The 26,527-nt window shown below is 69.3% G+C and carries 26 protein-coding genes and 3 pseudogenes; 21 read left to right on the top strand and 8 right to left on the bottom strand.

Going from position 1 to position 26,527, the window contains the following annotated elements; all coding sequences use genetic code 11:
- Nucleotides 1-250 precede the first annotated feature (250 nt).
- The 3 genes and pseudogenes from ACGFNK_RS41565 to ACGFNK_RS41555 all read left to right on the top strand — a co-directional run.
- Entirely contained in the window at nucleotides 251-1,435 is a 1,185-nt protein-coding gene (locus ACGFNK_RS41565) for an ROK family protein (protein WP_393425260.1), read from the top strand.
- Between the two features lie 136 nt (nucleotides 1,436-1,571).
- Nucleotides 1,572-3,542: a glycoside hydrolase family 97 catalytic domain-containing protein gene (locus tag ACGFNK_RS41560; protein WP_393425257.1), complete on the top strand. Its 1,971-nt coding sequence runs from the start codon at nucleotides 1,572-1,574 to the stop codon at nucleotides 3,540-3,542.
- 25 nt (nucleotides 3,543-3,567) lie between these two features.
- Nucleotides 3,568-4,186: pseudogene (locus tag ACGFNK_RS41555) on the top strand (zinc ribbon domain-containing protein); the annotation flags it as partial.
- A 22-nt stretch (nucleotides 4,187-4,208) separates the two neighbouring features.
- Here ACGFNK_RS41555 and ACGFNK_RS41550 read toward each other — a convergent pair.
- Together ACGFNK_RS41550 and ACGFNK_RS41545 are read right to left on the bottom strand one after the other, a co-directional pair.
- Nucleotides 4,209-4,637 (bottom strand): VOC family protein, encoded by a 429-nt coding sequence (locus ACGFNK_RS41550; protein WP_393425254.1) that lies wholly within the window; start codon nucleotides 4,635-4,637, stop codon nucleotides 4,209-4,211.
- 274 nt (nucleotides 4,638-4,911) lie between these two features.
- Entirely contained in the window at nucleotides 4,912-5,400 is a 489-nt protein-coding gene (locus ACGFNK_RS41545) for a hypothetical protein (protein ID WP_393425251.1), read from the bottom strand.
- A gap of 454 nt (nucleotides 5,401-5,854) precedes the next feature.
- Between ACGFNK_RS41545 and ACGFNK_RS41540 the strand changes: the two genes are divergently transcribed.
- From ACGFNK_RS41540 to ACGFNK_RS41530, 3 genes are all read left to right on the top strand, one after another.
- Nucleotides 5,855-6,064, top strand: a complete 210-nt coding sequence (locus ACGFNK_RS41540; RefSeq protein WP_393425396.1) for a hypothetical protein — start codon at nucleotides 5,855-5,857, stop codon at nucleotides 6,062-6,064.
- 176 nt (nucleotides 6,065-6,240) lie between these two features.
- A complete protein-coding gene (locus ACGFNK_RS41535) occupies nucleotides 6,241-6,492 on the top strand; it encodes a ribbon-helix-helix protein, CopG family (protein WP_393425248.1) in 252 nt (83 codons plus the stop codon).
- Between the two features lie 2 nt (nucleotides 6,493-6,494).
- The gene (locus ACGFNK_RS41530; RefSeq protein ID WP_393425245.1) at nucleotides 6,495-6,866 is read left to right on the top strand and encodes a toxin Doc; all 372 of its coding nucleotides are present in this window, start codon (nucleotides 6,495-6,497) and stop codon (nucleotides 6,864-6,866) included.
- Nucleotides 6,867-6,969: 103 nt separating this feature from the next.
- Here ACGFNK_RS41530 and ACGFNK_RS41525 read toward each other — a convergent pair whose 3' ends face one another.
- On the bottom strand, nucleotides 6,970-7,986 hold the full coding sequence (locus ACGFNK_RS41525) for a sigma-70 family RNA polymerase sigma factor (protein WP_393425242.1): 1,017 nt from the start codon (nucleotides 7,984-7,986) through the stop codon (nucleotides 6,970-6,972).
- 248 nt (nucleotides 7,987-8,234) lie between these two features.
- Between ACGFNK_RS41525 and ACGFNK_RS41520 the strand changes: the two genes are divergently transcribed.
- The gene (locus ACGFNK_RS41520; RefSeq protein ID WP_393425239.1) at nucleotides 8,235-9,026 is read left to right on the top strand and encodes an SDR family NAD(P)-dependent oxidoreductase; all 792 of its coding nucleotides are present in this window, start codon (nucleotides 8,235-8,237) and stop codon (nucleotides 9,024-9,026) included.
- On the opposite strand, the gene ACGFNK_RS41515 is transcribed toward ACGFNK_RS41520, so the two are convergent.
- The 3 genes and pseudogenes from ACGFNK_RS41515 to ACGFNK_RS41505 form a co-directional block, all read right to left on the bottom strand.
- A complete protein-coding gene (locus tag ACGFNK_RS41515; protein ID WP_393425236.1) occupies nucleotides 9,023-9,163 on the bottom strand; it encodes a hypothetical protein in 141 nt (46 codons plus the stop codon). The two genes, ACGFNK_RS41520 and ACGFNK_RS41515, sit on opposite strands and share 4 nt — an antisense overlap.
- A gap of 94 nt (nucleotides 9,164-9,257) precedes the next feature.
- Nucleotides 9,258-9,359: pseudogene (locus tag ACGFNK_RS41510) on the bottom strand (DUF6192 family protein); the annotation flags it as partial.
- Nucleotides 9,360-9,456: 97 nt separating this feature from the next.
- Complete coding sequence (locus tag ACGFNK_RS41505) at nucleotides 9,457-10,497, bottom strand: LLM class F420-dependent oxidoreductase (protein WP_393425233.1); 1,041 nt, start codon at nucleotides 10,495-10,497, stop codon at nucleotides 9,457-9,459.
- Nucleotides 10,498-10,692: 195 nt separating this feature from the next.
- Here ACGFNK_RS41505 and ACGFNK_RS41500 point away from each other — a divergent pair, with 195 nt between their 5' ends.
- The 14 genes and pseudogenes from ACGFNK_RS41500 (at nucleotide 10,693) to ACGFNK_RS41435 (ending at nucleotide 25,695) form a co-directional block, all read left to right on the top strand.
- A complete protein-coding gene (locus ACGFNK_RS41500) occupies nucleotides 10,693-11,550 on the top strand; it encodes an ABC transporter ATP-binding protein (protein WP_393425230.1) in 858 nt (285 codons plus the stop codon).
- Nucleotides 11,547-12,365, top strand: coding sequence for an ABC transporter ATP-binding protein (locus ACGFNK_RS41495; RefSeq protein WP_210569232.1), 819 nt, complete (start codon nucleotides 11,547-11,549; stop codon nucleotides 12,363-12,365). Before ACGFNK_RS41500 ends, ACGFNK_RS41495 begins: the two co-directional genes overlap by 4 nt.
- Complete coding sequence (locus ACGFNK_RS41490; RefSeq protein WP_393425226.1) at nucleotides 12,365-13,255, top strand: branched-chain amino acid ABC transporter permease; 891 nt, start codon at nucleotides 12,365-12,367, stop codon at nucleotides 13,253-13,255. The genes ACGFNK_RS41495 and ACGFNK_RS41490 overlap by 1 nt, the downstream gene beginning before the upstream one ends.
- Nucleotides 13,248-14,345, top strand: coding sequence for a branched-chain amino acid ABC transporter permease (locus ACGFNK_RS41485; protein ID WP_393425223.1), 1,098 nt, complete (start codon nucleotides 13,248-13,250; stop codon nucleotides 14,343-14,345). Before ACGFNK_RS41490 ends, ACGFNK_RS41485 begins: the two co-directional genes overlap by 8 nt.
- Before the next feature lie 110 nt (nucleotides 14,346-14,455).
- The gene (locus tag ACGFNK_RS41480; protein ID WP_393425220.1) at nucleotides 14,456-15,694 is read left to right on the top strand and encodes an ABC transporter substrate-binding protein; all 1,239 of its coding nucleotides are present in this window, start codon (nucleotides 14,456-14,458) and stop codon (nucleotides 15,692-15,694) included.
- A 111-nt stretch (nucleotides 15,695-15,805) separates the two neighbouring features.
- Nucleotides 15,806-16,483, top strand: a complete 678-nt coding sequence (locus ACGFNK_RS41475) for a TetR/AcrR family transcriptional regulator (protein WP_393425217.1) — start codon at nucleotides 15,806-15,808, stop codon at nucleotides 16,481-16,483.
- A 205-nt stretch (nucleotides 16,484-16,688) separates the two neighbouring features.
- Nucleotides 16,689-17,453, top strand: a complete 765-nt coding sequence (locus ACGFNK_RS41470; RefSeq protein WP_393425214.1) for an SDR family NAD(P)-dependent oxidoreductase — start codon at nucleotides 16,689-16,691, stop codon at nucleotides 17,451-17,453.
- Nucleotides 17,454-17,517: 64 nt separating this feature from the next.
- Entirely contained in the window at nucleotides 17,518-18,285 is a 768-nt protein-coding gene (locus ACGFNK_RS41465) for a crotonase/enoyl-CoA hydratase family protein (protein WP_393425211.1), read from the top strand.
- A gap of 7 nt (nucleotides 18,286-18,292) precedes the next feature.
- Nucleotides 18,293-19,483 (top strand): CaiB/BaiF CoA transferase family protein, encoded by a 1,191-nt coding sequence (locus ACGFNK_RS41460; RefSeq protein ID WP_393425208.1) that lies wholly within the window; start codon nucleotides 18,293-18,295, stop codon nucleotides 19,481-19,483.
- 64 nt (nucleotides 19,484-19,547) lie between these two features.
- Complete coding sequence (locus ACGFNK_RS41455; RefSeq protein WP_393425205.1) at nucleotides 19,548-21,311, top strand: class I adenylate-forming enzyme family protein; 1,764 nt, start codon at nucleotides 19,548-19,550, stop codon at nucleotides 21,309-21,311.
- Nucleotide 21,312: 1 nt separating this feature from the next.
- Nucleotides 21,313-22,482, top strand: coding sequence for a thiolase family protein (locus ACGFNK_RS41450; protein WP_393425202.1), 1,170 nt, complete (start codon nucleotides 21,313-21,315; stop codon nucleotides 22,480-22,482).
- 93 nt (nucleotides 22,483-22,575) lie between these two features.
- The gene (locus ACGFNK_RS41445) at nucleotides 22,576-23,721 is read left to right on the top strand and encodes an acyl-CoA dehydrogenase family protein (protein ID WP_393425199.1); all 1,146 of its coding nucleotides are present in this window, start codon (nucleotides 22,576-22,578) and stop codon (nucleotides 23,719-23,721) included.
- Between the two features lie 164 nt (nucleotides 23,722-23,885).
- Nucleotides 23,886-24,401: pseudogene (locus ACGFNK_RS41440) on the top strand (hypothetical protein); the annotation flags it as partial.
- Nucleotides 24,402-24,429: 28 nt separating this feature from the next.
- Entirely contained in the window at nucleotides 24,430-25,695 is a 1,266-nt protein-coding gene (locus ACGFNK_RS41435) for a CaiB/BaiF CoA transferase family protein (protein ID WP_393425394.1), read from the top strand.
- Between the two features lie 178 nt (nucleotides 25,696-25,873).
- Here ACGFNK_RS41435 and ACGFNK_RS41430 read toward each other — a convergent pair whose 3' ends face one another.
- Nucleotides 25,874-26,095, bottom strand: coding sequence for a hypothetical protein (locus ACGFNK_RS41430; protein WP_393425196.1), 222 nt, complete (start codon nucleotides 26,093-26,095; stop codon nucleotides 25,874-25,876).
- Nucleotides 26,096-26,212: 117 nt separating this feature from the next.
- The gene (locus ACGFNK_RS41425) at nucleotides 26,213-26,413 is read right to left on the bottom strand and encodes a hypothetical protein (RefSeq protein ID WP_393425193.1); all 201 of its coding nucleotides are present in this window, start codon (nucleotides 26,411-26,413) and stop codon (nucleotides 26,213-26,215) included.
- Nucleotides 26,414-26,527: the final 114 nt, after the last annotated feature.

Below are 26,527 nucleotides of genomic sequence, written 5' to 3'. Positions count from 1 at the left end.
GACGCTGTGGACGGCCGCGGAGTGCGGCCGGTGAGAGCGCGACGCGAAGCCCGCGGGGTAGGGGGCGCGCAATCGGAGGGGGAAGTTCCTGCCGCTGACGGGGTTGCAGCGAGCTGAGCGAGACGCAGGTTATGCGCGCTACACCCCTTCGTCAACAAGTCAGAAAAAGTCTGTGCACGGCAGTTCCAACGGCGTACCACCCGTGGTTACGATCAGGCGCCCCAGCCCCATCGAGCACAGGACAGCGTCGTTGAAGCGGACGTACCAGGACATACGCCGGACCAACCGTTTCGCGGTGATGCGGCATCTCATCGCCTCGGCGCCCGTCGTCAGGCGCGACATCGCCGCAGCCACGGGCCTGTCGGTGGCCACCGCCTCCGACATCGTCAGCGAGTTGCACGAGCTGGGGCTTCTGGCCGAGATCGGACAGCAGGCCTCGGGGGGCGGACGCCCGCGGAATCTTCTCGCGCCCGCCCTCGAGGGCCCCCGGCTCATCGGCGTCGACATCGCCGAGACCTACGTCCACGTCGAGATCTTCGACCCCGCTCTGCGGGTCCTGGCCAGAGCCGAGTACGAACTGCACCCGCACACCAACCCGCCGGACTACGTCGTGGACCGAATCGTCCGCGGCATCGACGACGCGATCGCGCAGGCCCAGGTGGAGCGCGGCAGGATTCTCGGGATCGGCGTCAGCATTCCCGGCCAGGTACGGCCGGACGGCACGGCCTCCGTCTTCGCCCCGAACTGGAACTGGAACGACGTACCGCTGCAGGCCCTGCTCACCGATCGGGTCCCTGATGTGCCGGTCCTCCTCGACAACCCGCTGCGTGCGAGCACGGTCGCCGAACTGTGGTTCGGTGCCGCCCGCGGCCACGACAACGTCGCCGTCCTCACCCTGGGAACCGGTGTCGGCGCGGGCCTGGCCGTGCAGGGGACGCTCTACCGCGGGGCCACGAACACGGCCGGCGAATGGGGCCACACCAACCTCGTCATCGACGGCCGTAAGTGCCGCCGCGGATGCGTCGGATGCGTGGAGACCTACGTGGGCGCACCCGGCATCATGCAGCACCTCGCGGAGACCGACCCGGACAGCCCGCTCCTGCACCCCGACGACCAGACGGCGACCATCCACGCCCTGGCCACCGCCCACGCGGCCGGCGACCCCGTCGCACAGCAGGTGATCGCCACGACCGGCCGCTACCTCGGCATCGCCATCGCCGACCTGATCAACCTGTGCAACCCGCAGATCATCGTGCTCACCGGCTGGGTCGCCGACAGTCTGGGAAGCGCCGTCCTGCCGCACGTGCGCGCCACCGCCGCCCGCTACGCACTCGCCGAACCCTGGGAAGGCACCGAGATCAGTCTCTGCCCCATCGACCGCAACCCGGTCAGCCTCGGCGCGGCGACCCTCGTCCTGGAAGGATTCCTGTCCTGACACTCCTGCTGTGAGCGGCTCCAGCTTGAGGACACGGAACTCCCGGGCATGCCCAACTGCGCCTGCAATCAAGAACGTTGGACCTTGTTTGTTTGTGCCCAAATCGAAATGCATGCAACGGAGAGGTGTACGAGTCATGGCAGATTCAGCGAGCCAGGCCATACCTGAACAGCCGTCGGCCGGCGCCCCGGGACGGCTCTCGCGGCGTGGACTCCTCACGGGCGCCGCCGTCACCATGGGGGCCGCGGCGCTGGGTGCCGGCGCCGCCGGGACGGCCGCGGCGGCCGACGCCTCGGTCACCGCGACGGCCCCCGACGGCAGCAACACCATCACGATGTCGCTGACTTCGGGCGCGCTCAGCTGGTCGGCGAAGCGAAGAGGCGTGACGGTGGTCGACACTTCGGCTCTCGGCCTCGAGCTGAGCAACGGGACGGTGCTCGGCGCCGCGGGCACGGTGATCACCAACTACCAGCACTGGACCATCGACAACACCTGGACTCCGGTGTACGGCCGCAACGCGACCGTCCGCGACCGGTACCAGGAGATGCGCTGGAACCTCCAGGACACCGCCTCGCTGATCAACTTCAGCATCCAGATCCGCGCCTACCCGACTGGCGTCGCCTTCCGGTACGTGCTGCTCGGCAAGGGCACCGCCACCATCGCCGACGAGCTGACCACGTTCGTCTTCCCCGACAGCACCCTGGTCTACAGCGCGCGTGACGAGGACCCCTACAACCCGGTCGCGCCCGGCTCGATCCCCTCCACGGGCACCTCGACCACGGACATCGGCCCGCTGACCGACCTGCCGCTGACCGCCACCTATGCCGACGGCAGCCTGATCGCCTGCATCTGCGAATCCTCCCGTCTCAACTTCCCGCGGCTGATGCTCAGCTCCGTGTCCGGGCAGCCGGGCACCCTCGCCGCCTACCTGATGGAGCACACCGGCCGCGGTTCGGACAGGGTCCAGACGACCTCGACGGTCACCACGCCGTTCGCCACGCCCTGGCGGGCGGTAGTGACCGGCTCCACCCACGCCGAACTGGTCGACAACGCCGAGCTGGTGCTCAACCTGGCCCCCGCGAGCGCGTTGGCCGACACCTCGTGGATCAAGCCCGGCAAGGCCTTCCGTGTACAGCTGACCACCGCCGCCGGGATGGCGGGCGTCGACTTCGCCGTGGCTCGTGGCCTGCAATTCATCGAGTACGACGGCGGCTGGTACGGCGACGTCAGAGGCACCGACGCGACGAAGCCGATAGCGGAGATCGACCTGCCCTCGGTGATCTCCTACGCCACGAGCAAGGGCATCGGCGTCATCCTCTACGTCGACCGCGTAGCGGCCGCCAACCCCGACAGCCTGTTCAGCCTCTACAAGAGCTGGGGCGTCAAAGGCGTCAAGCTCGGATTCATCAACGACGGCACCCAGGCGATGACGAACCAGATCACGAACTGGGTCAGGACGGCAGCCAAGTACAACCTGCTGATGGACATGCACGACAACGTGCGGCCGTTCGGCTACGAGCGGACGTACCCGAACTGGGTCAACATGGAGGGCGTGCGCGGCAACGAGCGCTTCCCGACCGCGAGCCACAACGTGACCCTGCCGTTCGCCCGCAACATCGGCGGGCCGATGGACTACACCATCTGCTACGGCCAGTCGCGGGACCGGACCACCAACGTCCACCAGATGGCCATGGCGGCGGTCTTCTACCAGCCGCTGAACTTCCTGTACTGGTACGACTCGCCGTCCAGGTACGCCAACACGTCCAACTGGCCGGGGCTGCCATGGTTCGACGCCATCCCCACCACCTGGGACCAGAGCCGCACCCTCGCCGGATCGATCGGCCAGCACGTCGCCGTCGCCCGCCGCCACGGCGACACCTGGTACGTCGGGGCGATGACCAACGAGACGTCCCGGACCCTGTCGCTCCCGCTGACGTTCCTGGGCAGCGGAACATACACGGCGACCGTCTACGCCGACGGCACTCCGGGCACCAGCCCCTACCAGACGCCGGTCGTGGTCAGCACCCGGACGGTCACCTCGGCCACGACGCTGGACGTGGCGATGGCTCCCGCAGGCGGCCAGGCGATCATCCTCAAGCCGAGCTGACGCGACGAACGCGGGTTCAGTCGGTGTCCTGTCCGACGGGACGAAGATCGACAGCCCGCGTTTCCTGCGCCGGGCGGAGAAGAAGCTCAAGCGCCTTCAGCGGGAACTGTCCCGCAAGGCCAAGGGGTCGAAGAACCGGGCCAAGGCCCGCCTCCAGATCGCGCGCCAGTACGCCAAGGTGGCCAGCCGGCGCCGGGACTGGCACCACAAGGCGGTCAAGCACGGCCGCACCTTCGCCAAGGTGGACCGGGCCTTCCCATCCTCACAGGTCTGTTTGGCCTGCGGGTTTAGGGACGGACCCAAGCCCCTGCACATCCGCGAGTGGACGTGCGGCGAGTGCGCCACCGTGCATGACCGCGACCACAACGCAGCACGCAACGTCCTGTTCGAAGGACGCCGAATCGTCGCCGCCGGACGGGCGGAGACGCTAAACGCCTCGTGGAGCGCCGGTAAGACCAGGGCGAAAGTCCCGGCACAGCGCGGTGAAGCAGGAAGCCCCCGGAAGGGTCAGCCGACCCAGGCCCGGAATCCCTGGCCTTTCGGCCAGGGAGCACGTCAACGAGACCTGTACGAGACGTCGCTGCGGCTGCCACAGCGACCTGACAAGTCGGGGGCGGTTCTTCGTCTCGGTCCATGGGGACTGAACGCGGACTGGTTCGCGGCCCCTCAGTCGATACAGAACTCGTTGCCCTCGATGTCCTGCATCGGGATGCACGAATCATTGCCGTCATACAGCGTTCGCACGTGTACCGCGCCGAGCGGGACAAGTCGTACGCATTCGGCCTCAAGTGCGGCGAGGCGCTCTTCACCCACGAGTCCGGTGCCGACCCGCACGTCAAGATGCAGCCGGTTCTTGGCGGCCTTCCCTTCGGGGACGCGCTGGAAGTACAGTCGCGGGCCCACACCTGAGGGATCACTGCAGGCGAACCATGAATCCCGCTGCTCAGGTGGCTGCGAGTGCTTGAAATCGTCCCAAGTGGCAAACCCCTCTGGTGGCGGCGGTACGACGTACCCCAACACCTCGCACCAGAAACGAGCGAGGCGCTCAGGTTCTGCGCAGTCGAAGGTGACTTGGAACTTCTTGATCGATGTCATCGGTCCACCATATTGGGGCCTGCTTGTTCACCGAGATCCCGGGTTTCATCGCCGTGCGGGTCGAGGTCTCGCGTGACATGAGTAGGGCCAACGGACCAGATCGCCTGAGACGACGAGCGAATCGGACCAGGTCACTTGAGACAGGGGCCAAATCGCATGAGACGGGACAACAGGCTGCCCCGCCAGGCCGCCCGGGGCGTCACTGTCCGATGTCGTCGAACTATGAGCGTGTGCCAATCAACCTTGATTGAGGTGAGTTCCTGCCACTGAAGATTCACCGGCGGCGGAACAGGTACCTAGCCCGTGGGAGGCGGTCGCGCACGCGCGCAGTCCCGAAGACCAGCGCGGCGATGGCGATCACCGCCCCGCCCCCGATGGGCACCAACGAGTCGGTGACCATGCTCCTGCGCTGGTCGGCCACGCTCGCCTCGCCCACGTCCTGCCCGTTGAGCAGCAGGCGGCAGTCGACTGTCTCGGACGGAGTGCAGTACGGCTCGAACGTCACGACGGCGTGTACCCCGAAGGCAACCAGGCCCGTGCCGACTCCCAAGACGAGCAGCCACAGCAGGAAGGCCGCTACCGTCAGCATCCTGCCGCCGAGGGCCAATACCACGCCCACTATCACGCTGACGCAGATGATCGCCGCGTAGCCCAGGGTGACCCACACCCACAACCCGGTTGCGTATCCGACCGGCAGCAAGATCACCGAGAACGCCACGCACCAGTACAGCCCGCTGCGGAGGCTGTCCTGCACTTCTTCCATCGGCCCTGCCCCCCCGGGTCATCGCTGTCGTCTGCTGCGGGTGGTCCTGCCCGGCCCGCGCCATGCCATTCCAGAGCTCTCGCGGAGGACGCACCGCAGCGTAGGGTCCGGAACTGCACGAGTCGACTGGGAGGCACCCACCGGGACTTAAATACCCGCTCAGCCCTCCCAGCGACATAACTTCGCCAGAGGCTTCGCCGCTCAGAGTTCGGTGGCACCCGCTCAGAGTTCGATGGCACAGTACAGTCACGGTCCGTGCCCGCTCTCGCAGGCCTCGCTCACCACCTCCCGCCGTGTCCCTGACCTGCGCGCAATCAAGCCAGGAGGGCCGCTTTGCCGCCCCCCCCGCTCAACCCCGGCGCGGTACAGGTCGTTTCGCGCTACACAAGAAGGCCGGAGTGAACGTCCGTTGTTGGCAAGGCAGTTGTGACCTGACGGGAGGTCCGGGCGCGTGGTGGTGACCTTCAACGTGGCGGTGCTGCTCGCCATCATCGTCGTCGTGCGGCTGCGTCGTCGTACGGAAGCCCGGAGCCGGTTCGACGAGAAGACGACCGTGGTCATCGTCCTCACACTAGGCGTGCTGATCGCACCGACCGCGTTCGGACAGATGATTCTGGACGTCGTCACCCAGCTCGTGGAACGCCTGCCGCAGGCCGGCCAATGACCCCGCCCGGCCGCTGACGCGGGACCCAGCTACGCCGTCGAACCTGGGTCCACCTGGATCCTTGGGCCGGGATCTGTGTCATCGGCACCCGAGGCGTGATTCGGGAAAGCGTCCTCGTCCGAGTGCGGTTCCGCTATATCCCCCCAGCGCTGTACGCCTTGCTGTACGGTCGGAGCATGTCGAAGTCAGTGACAATCCGGGTCCCCGAAGAGCTCCACGCGCAGCTTCAGGAGCGCGCCGAGGTCGAGGGCACCACGGTCACCGCGCTCATCACCGAGGCCGCGCACAACGCGGTCCGAGACCCCCGCCTGGACAGCGCCGCCGACGTCTTCCGCGCGTTCGTCGCCGACAATGCGGCCGCATTCGACGCGGCCTTCCCCGACGACGCTCCCGCCCGGCTGGACGCCTCCGGACGAGCTGCCGCCTGACGATGGAGCTCCACATCGACATCCGCTGGCTGCTGGAACGCCAGGCGGAAGTGCTGCCCAAGCACCCCTCGGTTCAGGACTTCTCCAACCTCGTGGCCGCCGTCGCCCGTCACCGGGTCAACACCCCCCAGGTCGGCGTCGCCGTCGACAACGCCTGGCGCGCGGCAGCCCTGATGCACGCCATCATCCGGCTGCGCCCCCTCCCGGCCCGCAACGCCCTGTACGGCGCCGCGATCGTCACGGCGTACATGGACGCCGCAGGCGAGGCCGTCGACCCGCCGTACGGCGCACTGATCGACCTCGCCCGCGACATCGACACCAGCCGCGCCGACGGATACGACGCGGCCGACCGCATCCGCTCCTGGCGGATCTGACCGCCTGTCCGGACCCGCGACTGGAGGCCGTCGCCGGTGCGGCTGGGGTGCACGTCGCCGGAGTGTGTTCCGCTGCCGCGCACATCCACTGCTCGGAAGCCGGCTATCGGCTCGGGAGCGATCGCGGCAGCCCGAACGATGGGAGCACACTGGTCTCGAAGTGGGTCATGGCGCAGATCCGGTCGCCCGTGAGGGTGAGGACGATGAGGCCGGTCCCGTGGCGGACGCCGGTAGGGGCGCGCAGGTAGGCTCCGAACGCCGGTTGACCGTTGGCTCGGGTCGGCGCGAGGTCGAACCTTCGGCCCGCGCCGAAGATGCTGGCGCAGAAGCGGGCCACGACGTCTGGGCCCTGGTATTCGAAGGGCATCGGCGGCATCGACATGAATACGTCGTCGGTCAAAAGGGCCACCAGCGCGTCGATATCGGCGGACTCCCACGCGCGGACGAATTTCGCCACGAGCGCGTCCTCGGCGGGTGAGTCGCAGGCGGGAGCCGGTTCGCGCTCGGCGGTCGGCGGCCGCCGGCGCTGCAGGCCGGCGCGGGCACGTTTAAGGGCGCTTTTGACCGACTCGACGCTCGAGTCCAGCATGCCGGCCACCTCGTTCGCGTCGAATCCGAGGACGTCGCGCAAGATGAGGACGGCGAGCTGGCGAGGCGGCAGGACCTGCAGTGCGGTCACGAAGGCCAGAGAGACGGATTCGGTCTGCTCGTAGCGGGCCTCCGGGCCGAGCGGCACACCGATCGCACCCTCGAGGAGGGCGTCGGGGAACGGCTGCAGCCAGACGACCTCGCCGAGCCGGGTCGGCTCCGGCGGTTCAACCTTGGGCACATCCCACTCCTTGGCCGGGCGTCGGCTCGCCGAGCGGCGCGCGTTGAGGCACCGTGTGGTGGCGATCCGGTAGAGCCAGGTGCGGATCGAGGCGCGCCCCTGGAACCCTCCGATGCCCTGCCAGGCAGCCAGCAGCGTGTCCTGCAGGGCGTCCTCGGCGTCCTGGAAGGATCCGAGCATCCGGTAGCAGTGCACCTGCAGCTCCCGGCAGTACGGCCCGGTCAGCTCCCGGAACGCCTCACCGTCCCCTGCCCGCGCCCTTGAGATCAGGTCGGCTGGCACCACCCTCACCGCCATCTCACCTTCTTCCCACGCCGTGTCGCACTTCCATCCTGTATGGACACCGGCAGCGGGGCGAAGGGGGCGGCTGCCGGGTGCCCCCTTCCCCGACGTCGCGGTGTCTACATCATCGACGGCTCGGACGATCCGGTCGCCGGCTGATGGTGAAAAGGCAGACCCGCAGATGAGTCTCAGCCGTCGGTCGTCACTCATGAGGTGGGCAGGTGTGACCACCCACTGCACAGAAGGGAACCAGAGAGATGATGCTGAAGGACAAGGTTGCGGTGATCTACGGAGCCGGAGGCGCGATCGGCAGTGCTGTCGCACGCGCCTTTGCGCGCGAGGGGGCCGAGGTCTTTCTCACCGGGCGCCTCCAAGCACCGGTCGAGGTGGTTGCCAAGGACATCGTTTCCGCCGGCGGATCCGCCGAGGCGGCCGAGGTCGACGCGCTCGACGAGCAGGCCGTGGACAGGCATCTGCAGTCCGTGATCGACCAGACGGGCCGCGTCGATATCTCGTTCAACGCGGTCGGCATCCCGAATGCACAGATTGTGGGTGTCCCTCTGGCCGAGTTGGACGCCGGGCAGTTCTCCCTGCCGATCACGGCCTACGTCACGTCGTACTTCCTGACGGCGCGCCTGGCCGCACGGCACATGATCCCGAACAGATCGGGGGTGATCATGACCGTCACCGCGCTCCACTCGCGGACGGGCCTCCCATTGGTGGGAGGCTACGGTCCGGCGCAGGCTGCCAAGGAGGCACTCACTCGAGACCTGTCCGCCGAGCTCGCACCTCAGGGCATCCGCGTGGTCGGTCTGCGCCCACAGGGCATGCCGGAGACACGCACGATCAAGGAAGCCTTCGAGCCTCGCGCCAAGGCAACGGGCATGACCTGGGAACAGTGGCAGGAGTTGCTCGCCGGCAGGACCCACCCGCGACGGCTCATGACGCTCGCGGAGATGGCTGACGTTGCGGTCTTCATGGCGTCCGACAAGGCGAGCGGGATGACGGGAACCACCGTCAACCTGACCATGGGCAGCCTGGACGACTAGCGACCGACGCTTCGCCAAGAGCGAGCGCGCCTTTGCGCGTGCTCGCTCGACGCGGCGACCGTCCAGGTTCGCGACGGCAAGTGGAACCGGGCCCTGTCGTCGCCCATTGCCTTGAACGCGACGTCCGGACGGCGCAACAGGCTCGTTGCGGCCGTCCCTGCGACCGCCTACGTCGCGGGTGAACTCCTCCACCGCCCGGACCTTGTCCTCCACCGACACTTTGGCCGCGACCTGCGGACGCTTCAGGAAGTCGGTGGTCACCGCCGCAGCGACCTCCGGCTCCTGGGCCAACGAGTGGATCGCGGTGATCTTCTCCTGCGGCGTGACGGGCGTCTCGACCTGCTGCCCGACCCGCCGGTTCGCATCGTCCGTGGTCCACCGGGCCTTGCACTGAGGGCTCCCACGCCCGCCTCGTGCTACGCGCGTGGCGTCAGCCCAGCATGTCGCGCACTCGCTCGACGGCGTGGAGGCGTTCCTGGTGCGTGCCGGCCAGCGGCTTCACGCACAGGGTCGTCACTCCGGCGGCAGCAAAGGCATCGAGCTGTCCGGCGATCTGTTCCTTCGTCCCCACCAGGGATATGGCCTTCAACAGTCCCTCGGGAACGGCGGCTTCGGCCTCCTTCTTCTTTCCTGACAAGTACAGGTCCTGGATGTGCGCCGCCTCCCGTTCGTAGCCGTACCGACTGGCGAGCCGGGCGTAGAAGTTCTTGTTCCTCGCGCCCATCCCCCCGATGTAGAGGGCCAGTTGTGGCCGAGCTCGGTCCAGCAGGTGTTCCACGTCGTCGCCGACGGCCAGAGGCGCCGTCACCGTGATGTCGAGCGTGCCCAGTGCCGCATCGCGCCGGGCCAGCCCCGCGGTCAGGGCCGCTCCCCACACCTCGGCGGCCTTTCCGGGATGGAAGAACACGGGCAGCCAGCCCTCGGCGAGCTCGGCCGTCAGCTCGACGTTCTTCGGTCCGATCGCCGCCAGGGTGATGGGGATGCGGGAGCGGACCGGCTTGTTGAGGATTTTCAGGGGCTTGCCGAGCCCGGTGCCCCGCTCGGCGGGAAGCGGAAGCGGGTACTTCGGCCCCGGGTGCACCACCGGTTCGCCCCGCCACACCTGACGGCAGATCTCCACCACCTCGCGGGTGCGGCTGAGTGGCGCGTCGTACGGCACCCCGTGGAAGCCCTCGATCACCTGCGGTCCCGACGCTCCCAGGCCCAGCGTGAACCGGCCGCCGGAGAGATCGTCCAGACCGGCGGCGGTCATCGCCAGGAGCGACGGCGTACGGGTGAAGACCGGGAGGATCCCGGAGGCGATCTCCAGGCGTTCGGTACGAGCCGCGAGGTAGCCCAGTCGGCTGACGGCGTCGAACGAGTAGGCCTCCGGCACGAAGGCGATCTCGACGCCTGCCGCCTCGAAATCCCTTACGGCACGGACCGATTCGATGAAGTCGCCGCTGTAATCCATTGTCATACCGATACGCATGCGAAGGCCCCTCGTCTTCTGACCGACTGACATTTTATCGAACGATCGTTTAACACCGTACCGGCCTTCCTGCCCAGGCGGAACCGGGCGACCTCACAGCCCTTCACCCCGTGTTGTTTCAAGCGATCATGTGCAGAGACCTTGACCGAGTGACGTGGCTCACCCTACGTTCGCGCTGGCCTTAACGAACGATCGATGAGTGACGCATGGCGTCGCTTCAGGGTGGCAAGGGAGGCCGAAGTGCTCGAAATCGATGGACTCGTCGTCCGGTACGGCGCTCGCGCACCCGTTCTGCGGGGGGTGTCCTTGGACGTCGGCGGCAGCGGCGTCGTCGCGCTCCTCGGCAGTAACGGCGCCGGCAAGACGACGCTCATGCGCGCCGTCTCCGGCACGCTCGGCCTGTACGGCGGCGGGGTCACCGAAGGCTCCGTCCGGTTCCGCGGCGAACGGATCACCGGTGCGGACACGGCCCGCACCGTGCTGCACGGGCTCGTACAGGTACCGGAAGGACGGCACATCTTCGCCGGTCTGACGGTGGAGGAAAATCTGAACGCCGGTGCGCTCACCGTGCGGTCGTCGGCGGTGCGTGAGCGCACACGCCGTCGGATGTACGAACTCTTCCCACAGCTCGCCGAGCGGCGACGCGCCCGTGGCGGGACGCTGTCCGGCGGCGAGCAGCAAATGCTCGCCATCGCCCGGGCGTTGATGGCGCAGCCAAGACTCCTGCTTCTCGACGAGCCGTCCCTCGGCCTCGCGCCGCGGCTGGTGCATCTCGTGGGCGAGACCATCCGCGAGATCAGCCGGGAGGGGGTGCCCGTCCTGCTGGTGGAGCAGAACGCGGCGATGGCGCTTTCGGTCGCCGACTCGGCCTGTGTGCTCGACCTCGGCCGGGTCGTACTGAGCGGACCGACGGACGAACTGGCGCAGAGCGACGACGTGCGACGCCTCTACCTGGGCGCGGACGCGGACGCCGGCCAGAGCGCCGGCGGATCCGCACCGGGGCCCGGGCCCGGAACCGGAAACACGCCGACGCTGAGCAGGTGGTCCGGATGACGACGACTCAAACGCAAACGGCAGCGGAACTGCGCGTCGAGGACGTGAGCGTGGTGTTCAGCGGACTGCGCGCCCTTGACGGTGTGTCATTCACCGTGCGGCCCGGAACGATCCATGCCGTCATCGGTCCCAACGGTGCCGGGAAGACAACGCTGCTCAATGCCCTGTCGGGGATCTACCGTGTTGCCTCGGGCCGCATCATGGTGGACGGTCAGGAGGTGACGGGCCTGCGTCCGGACCGGGTGGCACGCAGGGGAGTCGCCCGTACCTTCCAGAACATCGTCGTGTCACCGGTCGAGTCCACACTCGACAACCTCATGGTCGGCCGGCATCGGCTGACCCGGTCCGGCATCGCCGCGACCGCCCTGGGACTGGGCCGCGGTGAACAGCGTGTCCACGAAGCGCGGGTGCGCGACATCGCGGAGTTCGCCGGCTTGTCCGGCGTTCTGGACCGCCCGGCGGCGAGCCTCGCCTACGGGGATCTCAAGCGCCTGGAGTTCGCGCGGGCTCTGTGCCTGGAGCCGCGGTTGCTCATCCTCGACGAACCGGTCGCCGGGATGAACACCGCGGAGAGCGCGGAACTCGCCCGGCTGGTCTCCGCGGCACGTGACGCGCTCGGTCTGACCGTGGTGTTCGTCGAGCACGACATGGGAGTGGTCATGTCGATCGCCGACCGCATCACCGTCCTCGACTTCGGCAAGGTCGTCACGGACGGCACGCCGGAACACGTAAGGCAGCATCCGGAAGTGATCAGCGCCTATCTGGGAGCGCCCATGGAATCCGGAAACGACCAGGTGGCGGAGAGGTTGTCGTGATGACCCGCGGAGTCGAAATCCTGCTGAGCGGTGTGTCTTTGGGATTGTTGTACGCCCTGATCGCACTGGGCTTCGTCATCGTCTTCAAGGCGACCCGCACGGTGAACTTCGCGCACGCCTCGTTTCTGCTCTTCGGTGTGTGGGTGGTGGCGCAGACCAGCCCGCACATCGGCTTCGCGGCCGCCGTGGTGCTCGGCCTGGTCGCGGCCGGGACGCTGGGACTGGCGGTGGAGCGACTGCTGCTGTCCCGGGTCGACGGCCGCAAGCATGACGCGCTGGCGATCCTCACCATCGGGGTCAACGTGGTGCTCACCGCGGAACTCAGCTGGCGCATCGGGGAGAGCGTGCTGCCACTCGGCGCTCCCTGGGACGGACACGTGGTCCACTTCGGCTCAGTGGTACTGCCCTTGTCCGTGATCATCACCATCCTCACCGTGCCGCTGCTGATCGCCGGTCTCGCCGCGGTCCTCCGCCACACCGGCTGGGGCCTGGCCATGCGCGCCTCGATCGAGGACCGCGAGGGCGCGGCGCTCGCCGGTGTCCGGCTGAAGCGGGTCTCGGCAGGTGCCTGGATCACGGCCGGCATCCTCGCCGTCGCGGCCGGCATCGGTCTCGCGTCGTTCCCCAGCCCTGGCGTGGCCGTGAGTACTGGGACCGCGGCCATCAAGGCGCTCCCCGCCGCGATCATCGGCGGCCTCGACTCGCTCGGCGGGGCGATCGTGGGCGGCCTGGTCATCGGCATCGCCGAGGTGACCGTCGCCGAGTACCAGGACGCCCTCTCCTTCCTCGGGCGAGGGCTGGGGGACGTCGTGGCCTACGTGATCATGATCTGCATTCTGCTGTGCCGGCCCTCGGGCCTGTTCGGCGCGAAGGAGGTCAGCCGTGCCTGAGACGTCCCGGCTCCCCACGGCAGGGCGCCTGCCGGCCCTGTGCGCGCTGACCGCCGCCCTGGTGGTCCTCCTGGCGCTGCCCCTGTATGTCTCCGCGTTCTGGCTGAACATGGGCCTGTTCGCGATGGCGGCGGCGGTCGGCGCGATCGGCCTCACCATCCTGCTCGGCGCGGCGGGACAGTTGTCCCTGGGACACGCCTTCTTCGTCGCCGTCGGCGCATACGGCTATGCCTTCCTGGCCGGAGAAAGCGGCGGCGGGGTGTCCGGTCTCGGCCTCCCCCCGCTTCTTGCCGCGGTCCTGGCAGTCCTGCTGGCGGGCGTCTGCGGCCTGCTGTTCAGCCCGGTCTCCAGCCGCCTGCGCGGCATCTACCTGGGCATCGCCTCCCTGGGCCTGGTGTTCCTCGGCCACCATCTGCTGCAGAACATGAAGCCGGTGACCGGCGGCTTCGAGGGCCGGACCGTCGTGCCGCTGTCGATCGGCGGGTTCTCCTTCTCCGACCAGGCGGACGTCACCGTCCTGGGCGTTCCGTTCGGTGCCGCCGAGAGCCAGTGGTATCTGTTCCTCGTCGTCACCGTCGGGGCGGCGCTGCTCGGCCGCAACGTCCTGCGCGGCCGGCCCGGCAGGGCGATGAGGCTCATGAAAGACAGCGAGATCGGCGCGAGCGCCATGGGCGTCGACATACGACGCACCAAGGCGGCCGTCTTCGTACTGTCGTCGATGTATGCCGGCGCTGCCGGTGTGCTCACGGCACTGGCCTTCCAGCGCACCGTCCCCGACTACTTCAGCCTCCACCTGTCGGTCAGCTATCTGGTGATGGTCATCCTGGGCGGCCTCGGATCCGTGGGTGGCGCGATCGCCGGTGCGGTCTTCGTCGTGACGCTGCCCCTGCTGTTCTCCCGCTACGCGGATTCCCTGCCGTTCGTCACCGGAGCCGGCGGGCAGGGACTGGACGCGTCGACAGCGGCCCAGTTCGTGTACGGCGCGGTCGTCATCGTTGCCGTGATCGTCCAGCCGGGCGGTCTGGCGGCGCTGGCCGGCGCCGTACGACCTCTACGAAGCCGCCGCCCGGCCCCGGCCGCCACTCCCTGAACCCCCGCCCCCCAGCCGTCCGACGCCTCAGACACTCCAGACCCGCCCCCCACCTTGCCGGACGTGTGCTGTCAACCACCTCATCCGCTTCTCAGCGAGGAGACACACCGATGCACAAATCGCGCACAGTCGGCCTGGCGGCCGCGGCCCTGGCGTTCACGCTGGCGGTTGCCGGCTGCTCCACCAAGGCCGAAACGGCCGGGACCGCCGCGCCCGGGGTCAGCGACTCCACCATCAAGCTCGGGGTCCTGATGGATCTGTCGGGCCCGTTCGCGGGCACCGGCAAGACGATCCTCGACGCGAGCAACGTCGCCGTGAAGGAGATCAACGCGGCAGGCGGTGTCTGCGACCGGAAGCTGGCACTGGTCACCCGCGACCACGGCTACGACCCGCAGAAGGCCGTCGCCGCGTACGACGAGATGGATCCGCAGGTCCTCGGCTATCTGAACATCCTCGGCTCACCGGTCGTCACGGCGCTGCGGGAGAAGATCGAGGCGAAGGACGAACTCGCCGGCCTGACCACGTTCGCGTCGACCCTGCTCGGGGACGAGCACCTGATCGTCCTGGGTGCCACGTACGACATCCAGACGATCAACGGCCTGGACTGGCTCGTGAGGAAGGGTGAACTGCGCAGCGGCGATTCCGTCGGGCATATCTACCTCCAGGGAGAGATCGGCGAGAACAGCCTGCGGGGCAGCAAGTTCGCTGCGGGGAAGCTGGGGTTGAAGATCGTCGGCCAGCAGATCGACCCCACTGCGACCGACCTCACCAGCCAGGTCAACGCGCTCAAGTCGGCGAAGGTCAAGGCGATTCTGGTCGACTCGACGCCCAAGCAGGCGGCTTCGGTGGCGGCAGTGGCGCAGGCGGCCGGCATGGAGGTGCCGATCATGGGCGGGGTGTCGACCTTCGCCACCAGCCTGCTCAGGACGTCTGCGGCGCCCGCGCTCACCGAGCACTACTCCAGGCTCTCCGGGCTGGGGGCACTCGGCGCGGACAACGCCGCCGCTCGCAAGCTGGCCGCTGCCTGGACGGACCAGTACGGTAAGGCGCCGGAGGCCAGCAGCGGAGTCGTCCACGCCTATGCCATGACCAAGCTGTACGCCGAGATACTCGGCAAGAGCTGCGAGGACCTCACCCGCCCGGGTGTGCTCAAGGCCCGCAGCTCTGTCACCGACTTCTCGCTACCCGGCCTGCTCCCGCCTCAGGACTTCTCCGATCCCGCTGAGCCCAGTTCGCGCGAGGCCCAGGTGCTGGGTGTGGACAAGGGTGTCTTCGCCGGAGTCAAAGCACGCGGTGACTTCTTCGCATCGGACCTGGCGAAGGAGTACAAGGTTCCGTCGGCCGGATGACACTGGGGACTGTGCCCGGCGGGCCGGCGGTGGCGGTGCGCCGGCCTTCGGCTCCGCATGGCAGGAGAGCCGGCTTTGTCGATCGTTCGTTCATTCTGGGAGGCTGGGGCCATGGAAACGACGAGCGGCAAAGCGGCGGGCAAGAGCGGCAAGGCAGCGGGCAAGAGCGGCAAGGCGGCGGACAACGGTCCCTCCAGCTCCCGGGGAAACGGCCGGGAGGCCATCATGGACGCGGCACGAGATGTCTTCGCGGAGCGCGGCTACTTCGGCGCCTCCATTCGTGACATCGCCAAGCGGGCCGACATGAGTCTGTCCGCCCTCTATTACTACTACTCCGGCAAGGCGGAGCTCTTCCACGCCCTGATCGAGGACTCGCTCGACGACTACTTCCGTCACTGCGAGAAGGAACTGGCCCAGGCCGGTGACGACCCCGCCGCGCGGCTGGCCGCCCTGGTCAGGGTGACGGTCGACTACCGGGTCCGGCGGCGGGTGGAAAGTCTGCTGACCCTTCAGGAACTCCGTTACCTGGAGCCCGAGTACCGCAACCCCATCATCGAAAGGCGGCACGCCGTATCGGGACTCTTCCAGAAGGCCATAGACGACGGCATGGCCGGCGGAGTCTTCCGGACCCCGCACCCGGACGACGCCCGCCGGGCGGTCATGGCCATGTGCAACGCCGTCGCCCAGTGGTACGACCCGTCCGGCGACCTCGGGACGACGGAGCTGTGCGACCGGTACGTGCGGCTGGCGTTCGCACTGGTCGGGCACGGCGAGGCGCCGGCCCGGTAGGTCGCCCGCACTTTCGTCGCGGTCATTGACAGTGGGTGAGACGGCGACCTAACTTAACGATCGTTCGACAAGTACCTTCTCTGTATCGGCTGCGGTCCCGGCCGCAACGGCCGGGCCCGCAGCCCGGCGTACGACGGCAGTCGCCGAGCCTTCGCGGCGCCGGGCGGCGGCAGATCCGACACCGACTCGACCGACTGGAGCGTCCATGCAGACCAGCGGAATATCCGCAGTGGTGACCGGCGGCGCGTCGGGGCTCGGCCTGGCGACGGCACGGCGCCTGCTCAAGGCCGGCGCCCGCGTCACCATCGCGGACCTGCCCTCCTCGGACGGCGACCGCGCCGTCCGCGACCTCGGCCCCGAGGCCGTCTTCGTCCCCGCCGACGTGACGAGCACCGAGGACATGACCGCCGTCCTCGACACCGCCGAGGGCACAGGAGCGCTGCGCGCGGTCGTCCACTGCGCGGGCCGCGGCGGTCCGCTCCGCGTGGTCAACAAGGACGGCACCGCCGGTGATCTCGACCATTTCCGCGCCGTGGTCGACGTCAACCTGATCGGCACCTTCAACGTGCTCCGGCTCGCCGCCGCCCGCATGGCCCGCAACGAACCACTCAACGGCGACCGCGGAGTGGTGGTTATGACAGCGTCGGTCGCGGCGTTCGAGGGGCAGATCGGACAGACCCCGTACGCGGCGTCGAAAGCCGGAGTGGCCGGCCTCACCGTGTGTGCGGCCCGGGATCTGGCGAGCAGGAGCATCCGGGTCGTCACCATCGCGCCCGGCTTGTTCGACACACCGATGCTCGGCAGGAGGCCGAAGGAGAAGCTCGACGCGCTCGCTGCCGCGGTGCCGCACCCGCCGCGCCTCGGCGCGGCGGACGAGTACGCACAACTCGCCCTGCACATCATCGACAACCCGATGCTCAACGGAGAGACCATCCGCCTCGACGGCGCGATCCGCCTGGCCCCACGCTGAAGGCCGGCGCTCAACCGCTACTCCCCAACCGCGACCACCGCTTGGCCACCGCAAAGGAGCTTCCGTGGCAGACGAAGTACTGGTCGAGTACGGCGACGACGGCATCGCCGTCATCACCATCAACCGGCCCGAATCCCGCAATGCGGTCACCCGAGCCGTCGCGCAGGCGATCGCATCCGCGCTGGACGAGCTGGACGAGCGTGACGACCTCGCGGTCGGCATCATCACCGGCGCCGGCGGCACCTTCTGCGCGGGCATGGACCTCAAGGCGTTCCTGCGGGGCGAGCGCCCCCACGTGCCGGGGCGCGGTTTCGCCGGCCTCACCGAGACCCCGCCGCGCAAGCCGCTGATCGCCGCCGTCGAGGGCTACGCCGTGGCGGGCGGATGCGAGATCGCCCTCGCGAGTGATCTGGTCGTCGCCGCCGAGGACGCCAAGTTCGGGCTGCCCGAGGTCAAGCGCGGTCTGGTGGCGGTGGCCGGGGGACTGCTGCGACTGCCAGGCCGGATCCCGTACCAGATCGCGATGGAACTCGCCCTCACCGGCGATGCCCTCACCGCGGACCGGGCCTACCACTACGGGCTGGTCAACCGGCTCACCCCGCCCGGCGGCGCGCTGAAGGAGGCGAGGCTGCTGGCCTCCGCCATCGCCGCCAACGGTCCGCTCGCCGTACGGGTCACCAAACGTATCCTCGTGGAGTCTCCCGGCTGGCCACGCGACGAGCTGTTCGACCGTCAGAAGCCGATCGTCGAGCTGGTGTTCAACTCGGATGACGCTCGGGAAGGCGCGTCGGCCTTCACCGAGAAGCGCGCTCCCGTCTGGCGAGGCCGGTGAGCCGCCGGTGAACGAAGAACAAGACCAGGAACGTGCGAACGGCGCCGTACCCGATGCGGCCCCGGGGCCGCTCACCGGGCTGCGGGTCGTCGAGCTCGGGGGCATCGGGCCGGGGCCGTTCTGTGCGATGCTCCTCGCCGACGCCGGTGCGGACGTGATCCGTGTCGAGCGCCCGTCGGACGTGGGCGGCAAGCCCGATCCCGTCCTGCACCGGGGCCGGCGCTCGGTCGCCATCGACCTCAAGCACCCGGAAGGCGTCGGCTCCGTCCTCGACCTGGTGGCGGATGCCGATGTCCTCCTGGAGGGCTTCCGGCCGGGGGTGGCCGAACGGCTCGGCGTGGGCCCCGGCCCGTGCCTGGACCGCAACCCGCGCCTGGTCTACGGACGGATGACGGGATTCGGGCAGGACGGGCCGCTCGCGCCGCGGGCCGGGCACGACATCAACTACATCGCCCTGTCGGGAGCCCTGGGGGCCATCGGACCGGCCGACGGCCCGCCGGTCCTGCCGCTCAACCTGCTCGGCGACTTCGGCGGCGGTGGCGCACTGCTCGCCTTCGGTGTGCTGTGCGCGGTCGTCCAGGCACGCGCCACCGGAAAAGGTCAGGTCGTGGACGCCGCCATGGTGGACGGGTCGGCTCAGCTGCTGGCCATGATCTACGGCCGCCTGCACCAGGAGCGATGGACCGACCACCGGGGCGTCAACTACCTGGACGGCACAGCCCCGTTCTACGGCGTCTACCGCTGCCGCGACGGCGAGTACATCGCGGTCGGCGCGATCGAGGCGCCCTTCTTCGTCACCCTCCTGGAACGGCTCGGCCTGGCCGCGGACGCCGACTTCACCGGGCAGTGGGACCGTTCCCGCTGGCCGGTCATGCGGCGGCGCCTGGCGGAGGTCTTCGCCGCCCGGACCCGCGACGACTGGGCCGCCGTGTTCGCCGACGCCGACGCGTGCGTCACCCCCGTGCTGTCGCTGGTGGAGGCACCGCGCCATCCTCACAACGCCGCACGCGGCACCTTCCTCACCGACGGCACCGGAGTCCTCCAGCCCGCCCCGGCCCCCCGGTTCGGCTCCTCCACCCCTCGCCGGCATACCCGGCCGGCCCCCCTTCCGGGCGAGCACACAGCGCAGGTCCTCGCCGAGACAGGCCGGAACCCCGAGCAGATCAAGAAGCTTTTCGATGCGGAGGTCGTGCGATGAGCCGGCGTGAAGCGCGAAAGCCCTGCATGGCCGGACGCAGGCCAGCGCGTGAAGGGAGCGGCACATGACCGACTACTGGCCCGCGGGACTGCCTCGCCGCCTCGACTACCCCGATGTCCCGCTCGGCGCGGTGCTCGCCGGCTCGGCCCGCCGCTACCGCGACCGGGCGGCCATACGCGACGGCGACCAGGTTCTCACCTTCACCGGCCTGTACGAACAGGCTGCCGCGTTCGCACACGGCCTCAGGGCGCACGGCATACGGCAGGGTGACGTGGTCGCCCTTCACCTGCCCAACACCCTGTGGTTCGCCGTCGCCTACTACGGCATCACGCTCGCCGGCGCGACAGCATGCCCGGCCAACCCCGCCCAGCCGGCCAGGGCCCTGCGCGCCCAGCTCGCCGACTGCTCCGCGGCAGCCGTGGTGACCCATCCGGAGCCGGCACCGGTGCTGGCCGAGGCGATCGACGGGCTGCCGGTCCGGCTGGTCGTCATCGTGCCGCCCAGCGCATCGGCCCCGGCCGACAGGCCGGATGACTGCGCAAAGCTCTTCGGGAAGGCGGGCACCGCCCTGGCGGACCTCGTCGCAGGCCAGAGCACCCACCCGCCAGAGGTGCTGGTCCCCACCGACTCCGTCGCCCAGTACGGGTACACCGGCGGAACCACCGGAGCACCCAAGGGAGTGCGCATACTGCACCGCAACATCGTCGCCAACACCATCCAGGTCGCCTGCTGGCGCTCCGGGGCGCTCCCCGGGCTCGACAGCGAAGGCGGTGTGGTGCTGGACCCCTTGGAGACCTCCGCCGACTACGCCCTGGCACCGGGCAGCTACGCCACGCTGTGTATCTCGCCCTTGTTCCACGCCCTTGGCCTGATCAGCCTCAACTTCTTCCTCCTGTGCGGCGCCACCACCATCCTGAGCGGACGCTTCCATGCGGAGTCGTACCTGGAGCAGGTGGAACGGCACCGGATCGCGTACATCCCGGGCGCCCCGGCGCTCTATCACGCCCTGCTGGCGACACCGGGCATCCGCACGCGGGACCTCAGCTCGGTCAAGGCCGTGGTGTCGGGCGGCGCCCCCATAGACACGGACTCGTTGGAGAAGCTGACCGAGGTCTTCCCCAACGCCGCCGTCATCGAGGGTTACGGCCTGACGGAGGCGACAGCAACCGTGTCCAGCGGCCCGATCGCGAAGGCCGGGCTGCGCAAGCCGGGCAGCCAGGGGGTCCCCCTGTTCGACACCGAGGTGGAGATCCGGGACCCGCTGCATCCCGGCCGGAAGGTGCCGCGGGGCGAGCGCGGCGAGATCTGGATGCGGGGCCCTCAGGTGGCCTCGGGCTACCTCGGCCGCCCGGACGAGACCGCCGCGCAGTTCGTCGACGGCTGGCTGCGCACCGGCGACACCGGCCACCTCGACGCGGACGGCTTCCTGTACGTCTCCGGCAGGTCGAAGGACATGCTCATCTACAAGGGCTACAACGTGTACCCGCGCGAGCTGGAGGACATCCTCGGCGGACACCCGGCAGTGCTCCAGGCGTCGGTCGTCGGGAGGGCGGTGCCTGCCGTCGGCGAGGTCCCCGTCGCCTTCGTGGTCCCCGCCGCCGAGCCGCGCGCGATGGCCGAGGAGCTGATGGAGTACGTCGCGGAGCGCGTGACGCCGTACAAGCGGATCAGAGAGGTCCGTTTCGTCGACGAACTTCCCCTGTCCCCGGCCGGAAAGGTGCTGAAAACCGAGCTCCGCCGCCTGGCCCGGACGACTCGGGGCCCGGGCGAACCCCCCTCGGGCACACAGGAAACCAGCGCGCCGGACACGGCGGAAAGGCAGGTCTGACATGCGTGACGCGGTCATCGTGGACGCCGTCCGTACTCCCGTGGGCAAGCGGAACGGCTCGTTGAGCACTGTGCACCCAGTAGACCTGTCCGCCGTGGTGCTGCGCGCCCTCGCCGAACGCAACGACCTGGACCCGGCGTTGGTCGAGGACGTGCTGTGGGGCTGCGTCTCGCAGACCGGTGAGCAGGGCGGCTGCGTCGGCCGTTTCGCCGTCCTGGCCGCCGGATGGCCGGAGGAGGTGCCGGGCGTCACCATCGACCGGCAGTGCGGATCCTCGCAGCAGGCGGCGCAGTTCGCCGCCGCGGGAGTGATGAGCGGCCAGTACGACATCGTGGTCGCGGGCGGCGTGGAGTCGATGAGCCGCGTACCGCTGGGCTCCGGCCGCGAGCGGGGCCCCGGCGAGCCCTTCGGCCCTGCCGTGCGGGCCCGGTACGGCGTCTCGCGGTTCAGCCAGGGGCTGGGCGCGGAGGAGATCGCGCGGCGCTGGCGGCTGAGCCGGGAGCAACTCGACGCGCACAGCCTCCGGTCGCACGCCAACGCGGCGGCAGCGATCGACGAGGGGCGGTTCAAGTCCCAGATCGTGCCGGTGGACGTGACGGATGAGGACGGTTCCGTACGCACCGTCGACACGGACGAGGGAGTACGGCGGGGCGGCACGGCCGCCACGATGGCGGGTCTGAAGCCCGCTTTCACCGAGGACGGCGTGGTCACGGCCGGCAACTCCTCGCAGATATCGGACGGTGCCTCGGCGCTGCTGGTCATGAGCGGCGAGAAGGCGCGTGAACTCGGTCTGCGCCCGATCGCCCGCTTCCACTCCTTCGCCGTTGTCGGAGTCGACCCCGTGACGATGCTGACCGGCCCCATCCCGGCCACCGAGAAGGTCCTGAAGCGCGCCGGTCTGGGCATCGAGGACATCGGAGCCTTCGAGATCAACGAGGCGTTCGCCAGCGTGACCTGCGCCTGGCTCGCCGAGACCGGCGCCAATCCGGACCGGCTCAATTCCGACGGCGGCGCCATCGCCCTCGGCCATCCCCTGGGAGCCTCCGGCGCCCGGCTGACCACGACGCTGCTCCACCACATGCGAGCCACCGGCACCCGCTACGGCCTGCAGTCGATGTGCGAGGGCGGCGGCATGGCGAACGCCACCGTCCTGGAACTCCTTCCCCGCTGAGCCCGAGCAGCCGGAGCGGCCAAGCGGCCCAAGCAGCCCGAGCCCTGGGTCCCGCTCGACAAGGCGCCCACAACCGAGGAGTGCGAAAAGCCAATGGAACCAGACGAGTTCGACGCCGTTCTGGCGGCGGTGCGGGCCTTCGTGCGCGAGAAGGTCGTCCCGCGCGAGAACGAGATCGAGGAGAAGGACGAGATCCCGGCGGACCTCCGCGAGAAGGCCGCGGCCATGGGCCTGTTCGGCTACGCACTGCCCCAGGAGTACGGCGGGCTGGGCTTCTCCATGACGGAGGACGTACGCCTCTCCCTGGAGATCGGCTACACCACGCCCGCGTTCCGCTCGATGTTCAGCATCAACAACGGGGTCGCCGGCCAGCTCGTGGCGAGTTCCGGCACCGAGGAGCAGAAGCGGCGCTATCTGCCGCGGATGGCCGCCGGGGAGTTGATCGCGGCGTTCACGCTCACGGAGGCGGAGGCGGGCTCGGACCCCAGCGGTATCAGGACCCGTGCCGTACGCGACGGGGACGGCTACGTCCTGAACGGCAGCAAACGGTTCATCACCAATGCCCCGCTCGCCGGTGTCTTCATGGTGTTCGCCCGCACCGGGCCGCAGAGCACGGGCGCCGAGGGGATCTCCGTCTTCGCCGTCGACGCGGACAGCCCCGGCGTCACCGTGGGACCGAGGGACCACAAGATGGGCCAGTCGGGGGCCTTGAGCGCGGAGGTCTTCTTCGACGACGTACGCCTTGAGGCGAGTGCCCTCGTCGGAGAACGCGAGGAAGAGGGATTCCGCACCGCCATGCGGTCGCTGGCCAGGGGACGTCTGAGCGTCGCGGCGATGTGTGTGGGGCTGGCCGGGCGCATCCTGGACGAAAGCGTCGCGCACGCCTCGGTCACCCGGCAGGGCGGACGTCCCATCGGCGAGTTCCAGCTCGTCCAGGCCATGCTCGCCGAGTCGCACGCCGAGATGTACGCGGCCCGCGCGATGGTGCTGGAGGCGGCCCGCGCGTACGACTCGGGCGAGGACCGCAGGCTGGCGCCGTCCTCCACGAAACTGTTCTGCAGCGAGATGGTGGGCCGGGTGGCCGACCGTGCCGTCCAGATACACGGGGGCATGGGATACATGCGCAACGTTCCCGTCGAGCGCTTCTACCGGGACGTGCGACTGTTCCGCATCTACGAGGGGACGAGCGAGATCCAGAAGCTCATCGTGGGCAGGCAGTTGCTGCGGGAGCACGCGTGACAGGCGGCGCGGGCGGCCCCATGAGCGAGGCGCGCGAGGCCACCGGGCCGTACGGGGAAGGCGACCGGCCGTCGCTGCGCGGTCGTGGGCCGGCAACGGGGCCGCCATGAGCGACCGGACCCCAGGCGCCGCCCTGCTCGTGGAGGACGACGGGCCGGTACGGGTGCGCCTTCGGCAGGATCGGGCTGATCGCGGACGCTGGACTGCTCTGGTCGCTGCCGGCGCGGGCCGGGCTGGGCACGGCGAAGCGCCTGCTGCTGTTCGGCGACGTCCTGGACGCGGGGGAGGCGGCCGCTCTCGGTCTGGCCGACGTCCTCTGCGAGCCCGGATCCGCACGGCAGAAAGCGGTACGGCCGGCCGGGCGGCTCGCCGAAGGCGCTCCATCCTCGATTCGCGGAGACCAAGCGGATCCTGGCGTCCTGGCCTGCCGAACTCGACGCCGAACTCGCCGAGGAGGTACGGGCACAGCCGCAACTGCCGGCCGGTGCGGACTTCGCCGAGGGCAGCAGCGCGTTCTAGGTCGGACGCGCTCCGCGGTTCACCGGACCGACCACGACGGAGCGGGCATGAGGCGGGCGGCAGGGGCCACAGCACCGACGCGCCCGGCACAGCAGGCACGACAAGGTCGAGGAGAAACCTATGGCGAGGCCCGGCTTTCCTTCCCGGACCCCGAAGGGTGATCGGGTGAACGGGGCAGACACCGAGCGGATGGCAGACACCGAGCGGGCGGAACGCTCCGACCCGAGGCGAACCGCTCGTGACGCGGCCAAGCCGGCCGGACCACTGGCGGGCATCACGGTGGTGTCCCTGGAGCAGGCGGTGGCGGCTCCCATCTGCACCCGCACCCTCGGTGACTTCGGCGCTCGGGTGATCAAGGTGGAGAACCCGGAAGGCGGTGACTTCGCCCGGCACTACGACGACGTGGTGGGCGGCATGGCGGCGCACTTCGTATGGGTCAACCGAGGCAAGGAGTCGGTCACACTGAACCTGAAGGATCCGGCCGGGATGGCGGTACTCCACCGGTTGCTCGACCGCGCCGATGTGATGGTCTCCAATCTTGCTCCCGGTGCCACGGCGAGGCTCGGTATCGCGCCGGCCGACCTGGCCGTCAGCCACCCGGAACTCATCGCCGTGGAGATCGACGGCTACGGGCCGGGAGGCCCGCTGTCCCACAAGCGTGCTTACGATCTGCTGGCCCAGGCGGAGTCGGGCGCATGCGCGATGACGGGCTTTCCCGGTGCACCGGCCAAGCCCGGTCCGCCGATGGCCGACGTGTGCACCGGCCTGTATGCCGCGTTGTCGGTTCTGGCACTGCTCTGCGGCAAGGAGCGCGGCCATGGTCACGGCGCCGCCGCGGTCGCGGTGAGCCTGTTCGACACGATGACGGAGTTGATGGGGTATCAGCTCACCTACACACTGCACACGGGTGTGGACCAGCAGCCGGTCGGCATGGGCTCGCCCGCGGTGGCGCCGTACGGCGCCTACCGCACAGCGGACGGCCAGACCGTCGTCCTGGGTACGACGAACGACCGCGAATGGCGGCGCTTCGCGCGTGACCTTCTCGGCCGGCCCGATCTGGCCGACGACGAACGCTTTCGTACCACCTCGGGCCGGGCCGAGCACCGTGAGTTCCTGGACGCGGAGATCGCCGACTGGTGCGCACGCCATGACCTGACGCAGGTGCAGAGCGACGCGGATGCCGCAGGGATCGGGAATGCCCGGTTCAACACACCGAGCGAGGTCATAGCCCATCCGCATCTGATGGCCCGCGACCGCTGGCGCCGGATCGACACACCTCACGGTCAGGTACCCGCTCTGCTTCCACCTCCGGTCATCGCCGGCTACGAGCCACCGATGGGTGGGATCCCCGCACTCGGTCAGCACACCGACGCCCTGCTCACCGAACTCGGCGTCACCGAGGACGACATCGCCGTGCTGCGCGCACAAGGCACGGTGGCCCCGGCCCCTCGCTGAGGTGCCGGATCCATGCCTCGACGGCGCCATCGGCGCCGATCCCTTCCCGGGCGCTGTCCCAGGTCGTACCGCCGCAGATCGGGCCACGATCGTCAGCGCGCCGTTGGAGTGCTGCGCGGTTCCGTGCAGGATGCGGTCCATGGCCGCGGATACGGGTCGCGTTCGTCGGGTGCGGGGCTCATGCGGTGTCGTCCTGGAGGGTGGCGCGGGTGCGGTGGTGGCTGTCGGCGAGGTCGCGCAGCCGGATGGCGTTGCTGCGCAGGCGCTCGCCCACCGGGCCGGGGAGGCCTCCGGATTCCTTCGCCGCGGCCACCTGCTCAAGTGCCGCGGCGTAGTCGTCGTGCAGCGCGGCGAGGTCGACGCGGGGCATCTGGGCCATCAGCAGGGAGGCGAGTTCCAAGTTCCTGCCCGGTCACCGGCGTGGTCGAGGATCGGCGGAGCCAACCCGTTCCCGGATGACCAACCTGCCCATCACCACCCCGATCGCCGACATGGTGCGGTGGGCGTACCAAGCGCTTCAGGAGCAGATCGCGGCAAGGGCGGCGGTCACGGCGGCGGCGACGGTGAGTACTGCGGCAAAGGCAGTGGCGGCCTGCCTGAGGGCAGCGGGGTAGCCGGCACCGTCCAACCGGGCCAGCTTGGCTGCTCCAGCAGCGGCCAGCAGCGCGAACACGACGACCAGGCCAGTGGTGAGTAGAACAGCGGCGAAGACGGGCACGACAGGCTCCCTGCGCAGAGTTATGGAGAGTTGACATGGCCAAAGGTCACGAAAGGGGAGCGCGCCGGGGTACGGCCGGACGAAGATGAACACAGGCGTACACACCACGTGCCG

The organism is Streptomyces sp. NPDC048825, assembly GCF_043198355.1.
In the GTDB taxonomy this organism is placed as follows: domain Bacteria; phylum Actinomycetota; class Actinomycetes; order Streptomycetales; family Streptomycetaceae; genus Streptomyces; species Streptomyces xiangluensis.
Note: the sequence above shows the minus strand (reverse complement) of the source record. Positions and strands in the feature narration are given on the sequence as shown.

What these genes read in the sequence shown, in the direction of transcription:
- ACGFNK_RS41550 (WP_393425254.1), bottom strand. Translation starts at nt 4,637, where the DNA reads ATGACATCGATCAAGAAGTTCCAAGTCACCTTCGACTGCGCAGAACCT.
- ACGFNK_RS41505 (WP_393425233.1), bottom strand. Translation starts at nt 10,497, where the DNA reads ATGCGTATCGGTATGACAATGGATTACAGCGGCGACTTCATCGAATCG.
- ACGFNK_RS41455 (WP_393425205.1), top strand. Translation starts at nt 19,548, where the DNA reads ATGACCGACTACTGGCCCGCGGGACTGCCTCGCCGCCTCGACTACCCC.
- ACGFNK_RS41435 (WP_393425394.1), top strand. Translation starts at nt 24,430, where the DNA reads ATGGCAGACACCGAGCGGGCGGAACGCTCCGACCCGAGGCGAACCGCT.
- ACGFNK_RS41475 (WP_393425217.1), top strand. Translation starts at nt 15,806, where the DNA reads ATGGAAACGACGAGCGGCAAAGCGGCGGGCAAGAGCGGCAAGGCAGCG.
- ACGFNK_RS41535 (WP_393425248.1), top strand. Translation starts at nt 6,241, where the DNA reads ATGTCGAAGTCAGTGACAATCCGGGTCCCCGAAGAGCTCCACGCGCAG.
- ACGFNK_RS41450 (WP_393425202.1), top strand. Translation starts at nt 21,313, where the DNA reads ATGCGTGACGCGGTCATCGTGGACGCCGTCCGTACTCCCGTGGGCAAG.
- ACGFNK_RS41500 (WP_393425230.1), top strand. Translation starts at nt 10,693, where the DNA reads ATGAGTGACGCATGGCGTCGCTTCAGGGTGGCAAGGGAGGCCGAAGTG.
- ACGFNK_RS41495 (WP_210569232.1), top strand. Translation starts at nt 11,547, where the DNA reads ATGACGACGACTCAAACGCAAACGGCAGCGGAACTGCGCGTCGAGGAC.
- ACGFNK_RS41520 (WP_393425239.1), top strand. Translation starts at nt 8,235, where the DNA reads ATGATGCTGAAGGACAAGGTTGCGGTGATCTACGGAGCCGGAGGCGCG.
- ACGFNK_RS41560 (WP_393425257.1), top strand. Translation starts at nt 1,572, where the DNA reads ATGGCAGATTCAGCGAGCCAGGCCATACCTGAACAGCCGTCGGCCGGC.
- ACGFNK_RS41445 (WP_393425199.1), top strand. Translation starts at nt 22,576, where the DNA reads ATGGAACCAGACGAGTTCGACGCCGTTCTGGCGGCGGTGCGGGCCTTC.
- ACGFNK_RS41480 (WP_393425220.1), top strand. Translation starts at nt 14,456, where the DNA reads ATGCACAAATCGCGCACAGTCGGCCTGGCGGCCGCGGCCCTGGCGTTC.
- ACGFNK_RS41545 (WP_393425251.1), bottom strand. Translation starts at nt 5,400, where the DNA reads ATGGAAGAAGTGCAGGACAGCCTCCGCAGCGGGCTGTACTGGTGCGTG.
- ACGFNK_RS41470 (WP_393425214.1), top strand. Translation starts at nt 16,689, where the DNA reads ATGCAGACCAGCGGAATATCCGCAGTGGTGACCGGCGGCGCGTCGGGG.
- ACGFNK_RS41490 (WP_393425226.1), top strand. Translation starts at nt 12,365, where the DNA reads ATGACCCGCGGAGTCGAAATCCTGCTGAGCGGTGTGTCTTTGGGATTG.
- ACGFNK_RS41530 (WP_393425245.1), top strand. Translation starts at nt 6,495, where the DNA reads ATGGAGCTCCACATCGACATCCGCTGGCTGCTGGAACGCCAGGCGGAA.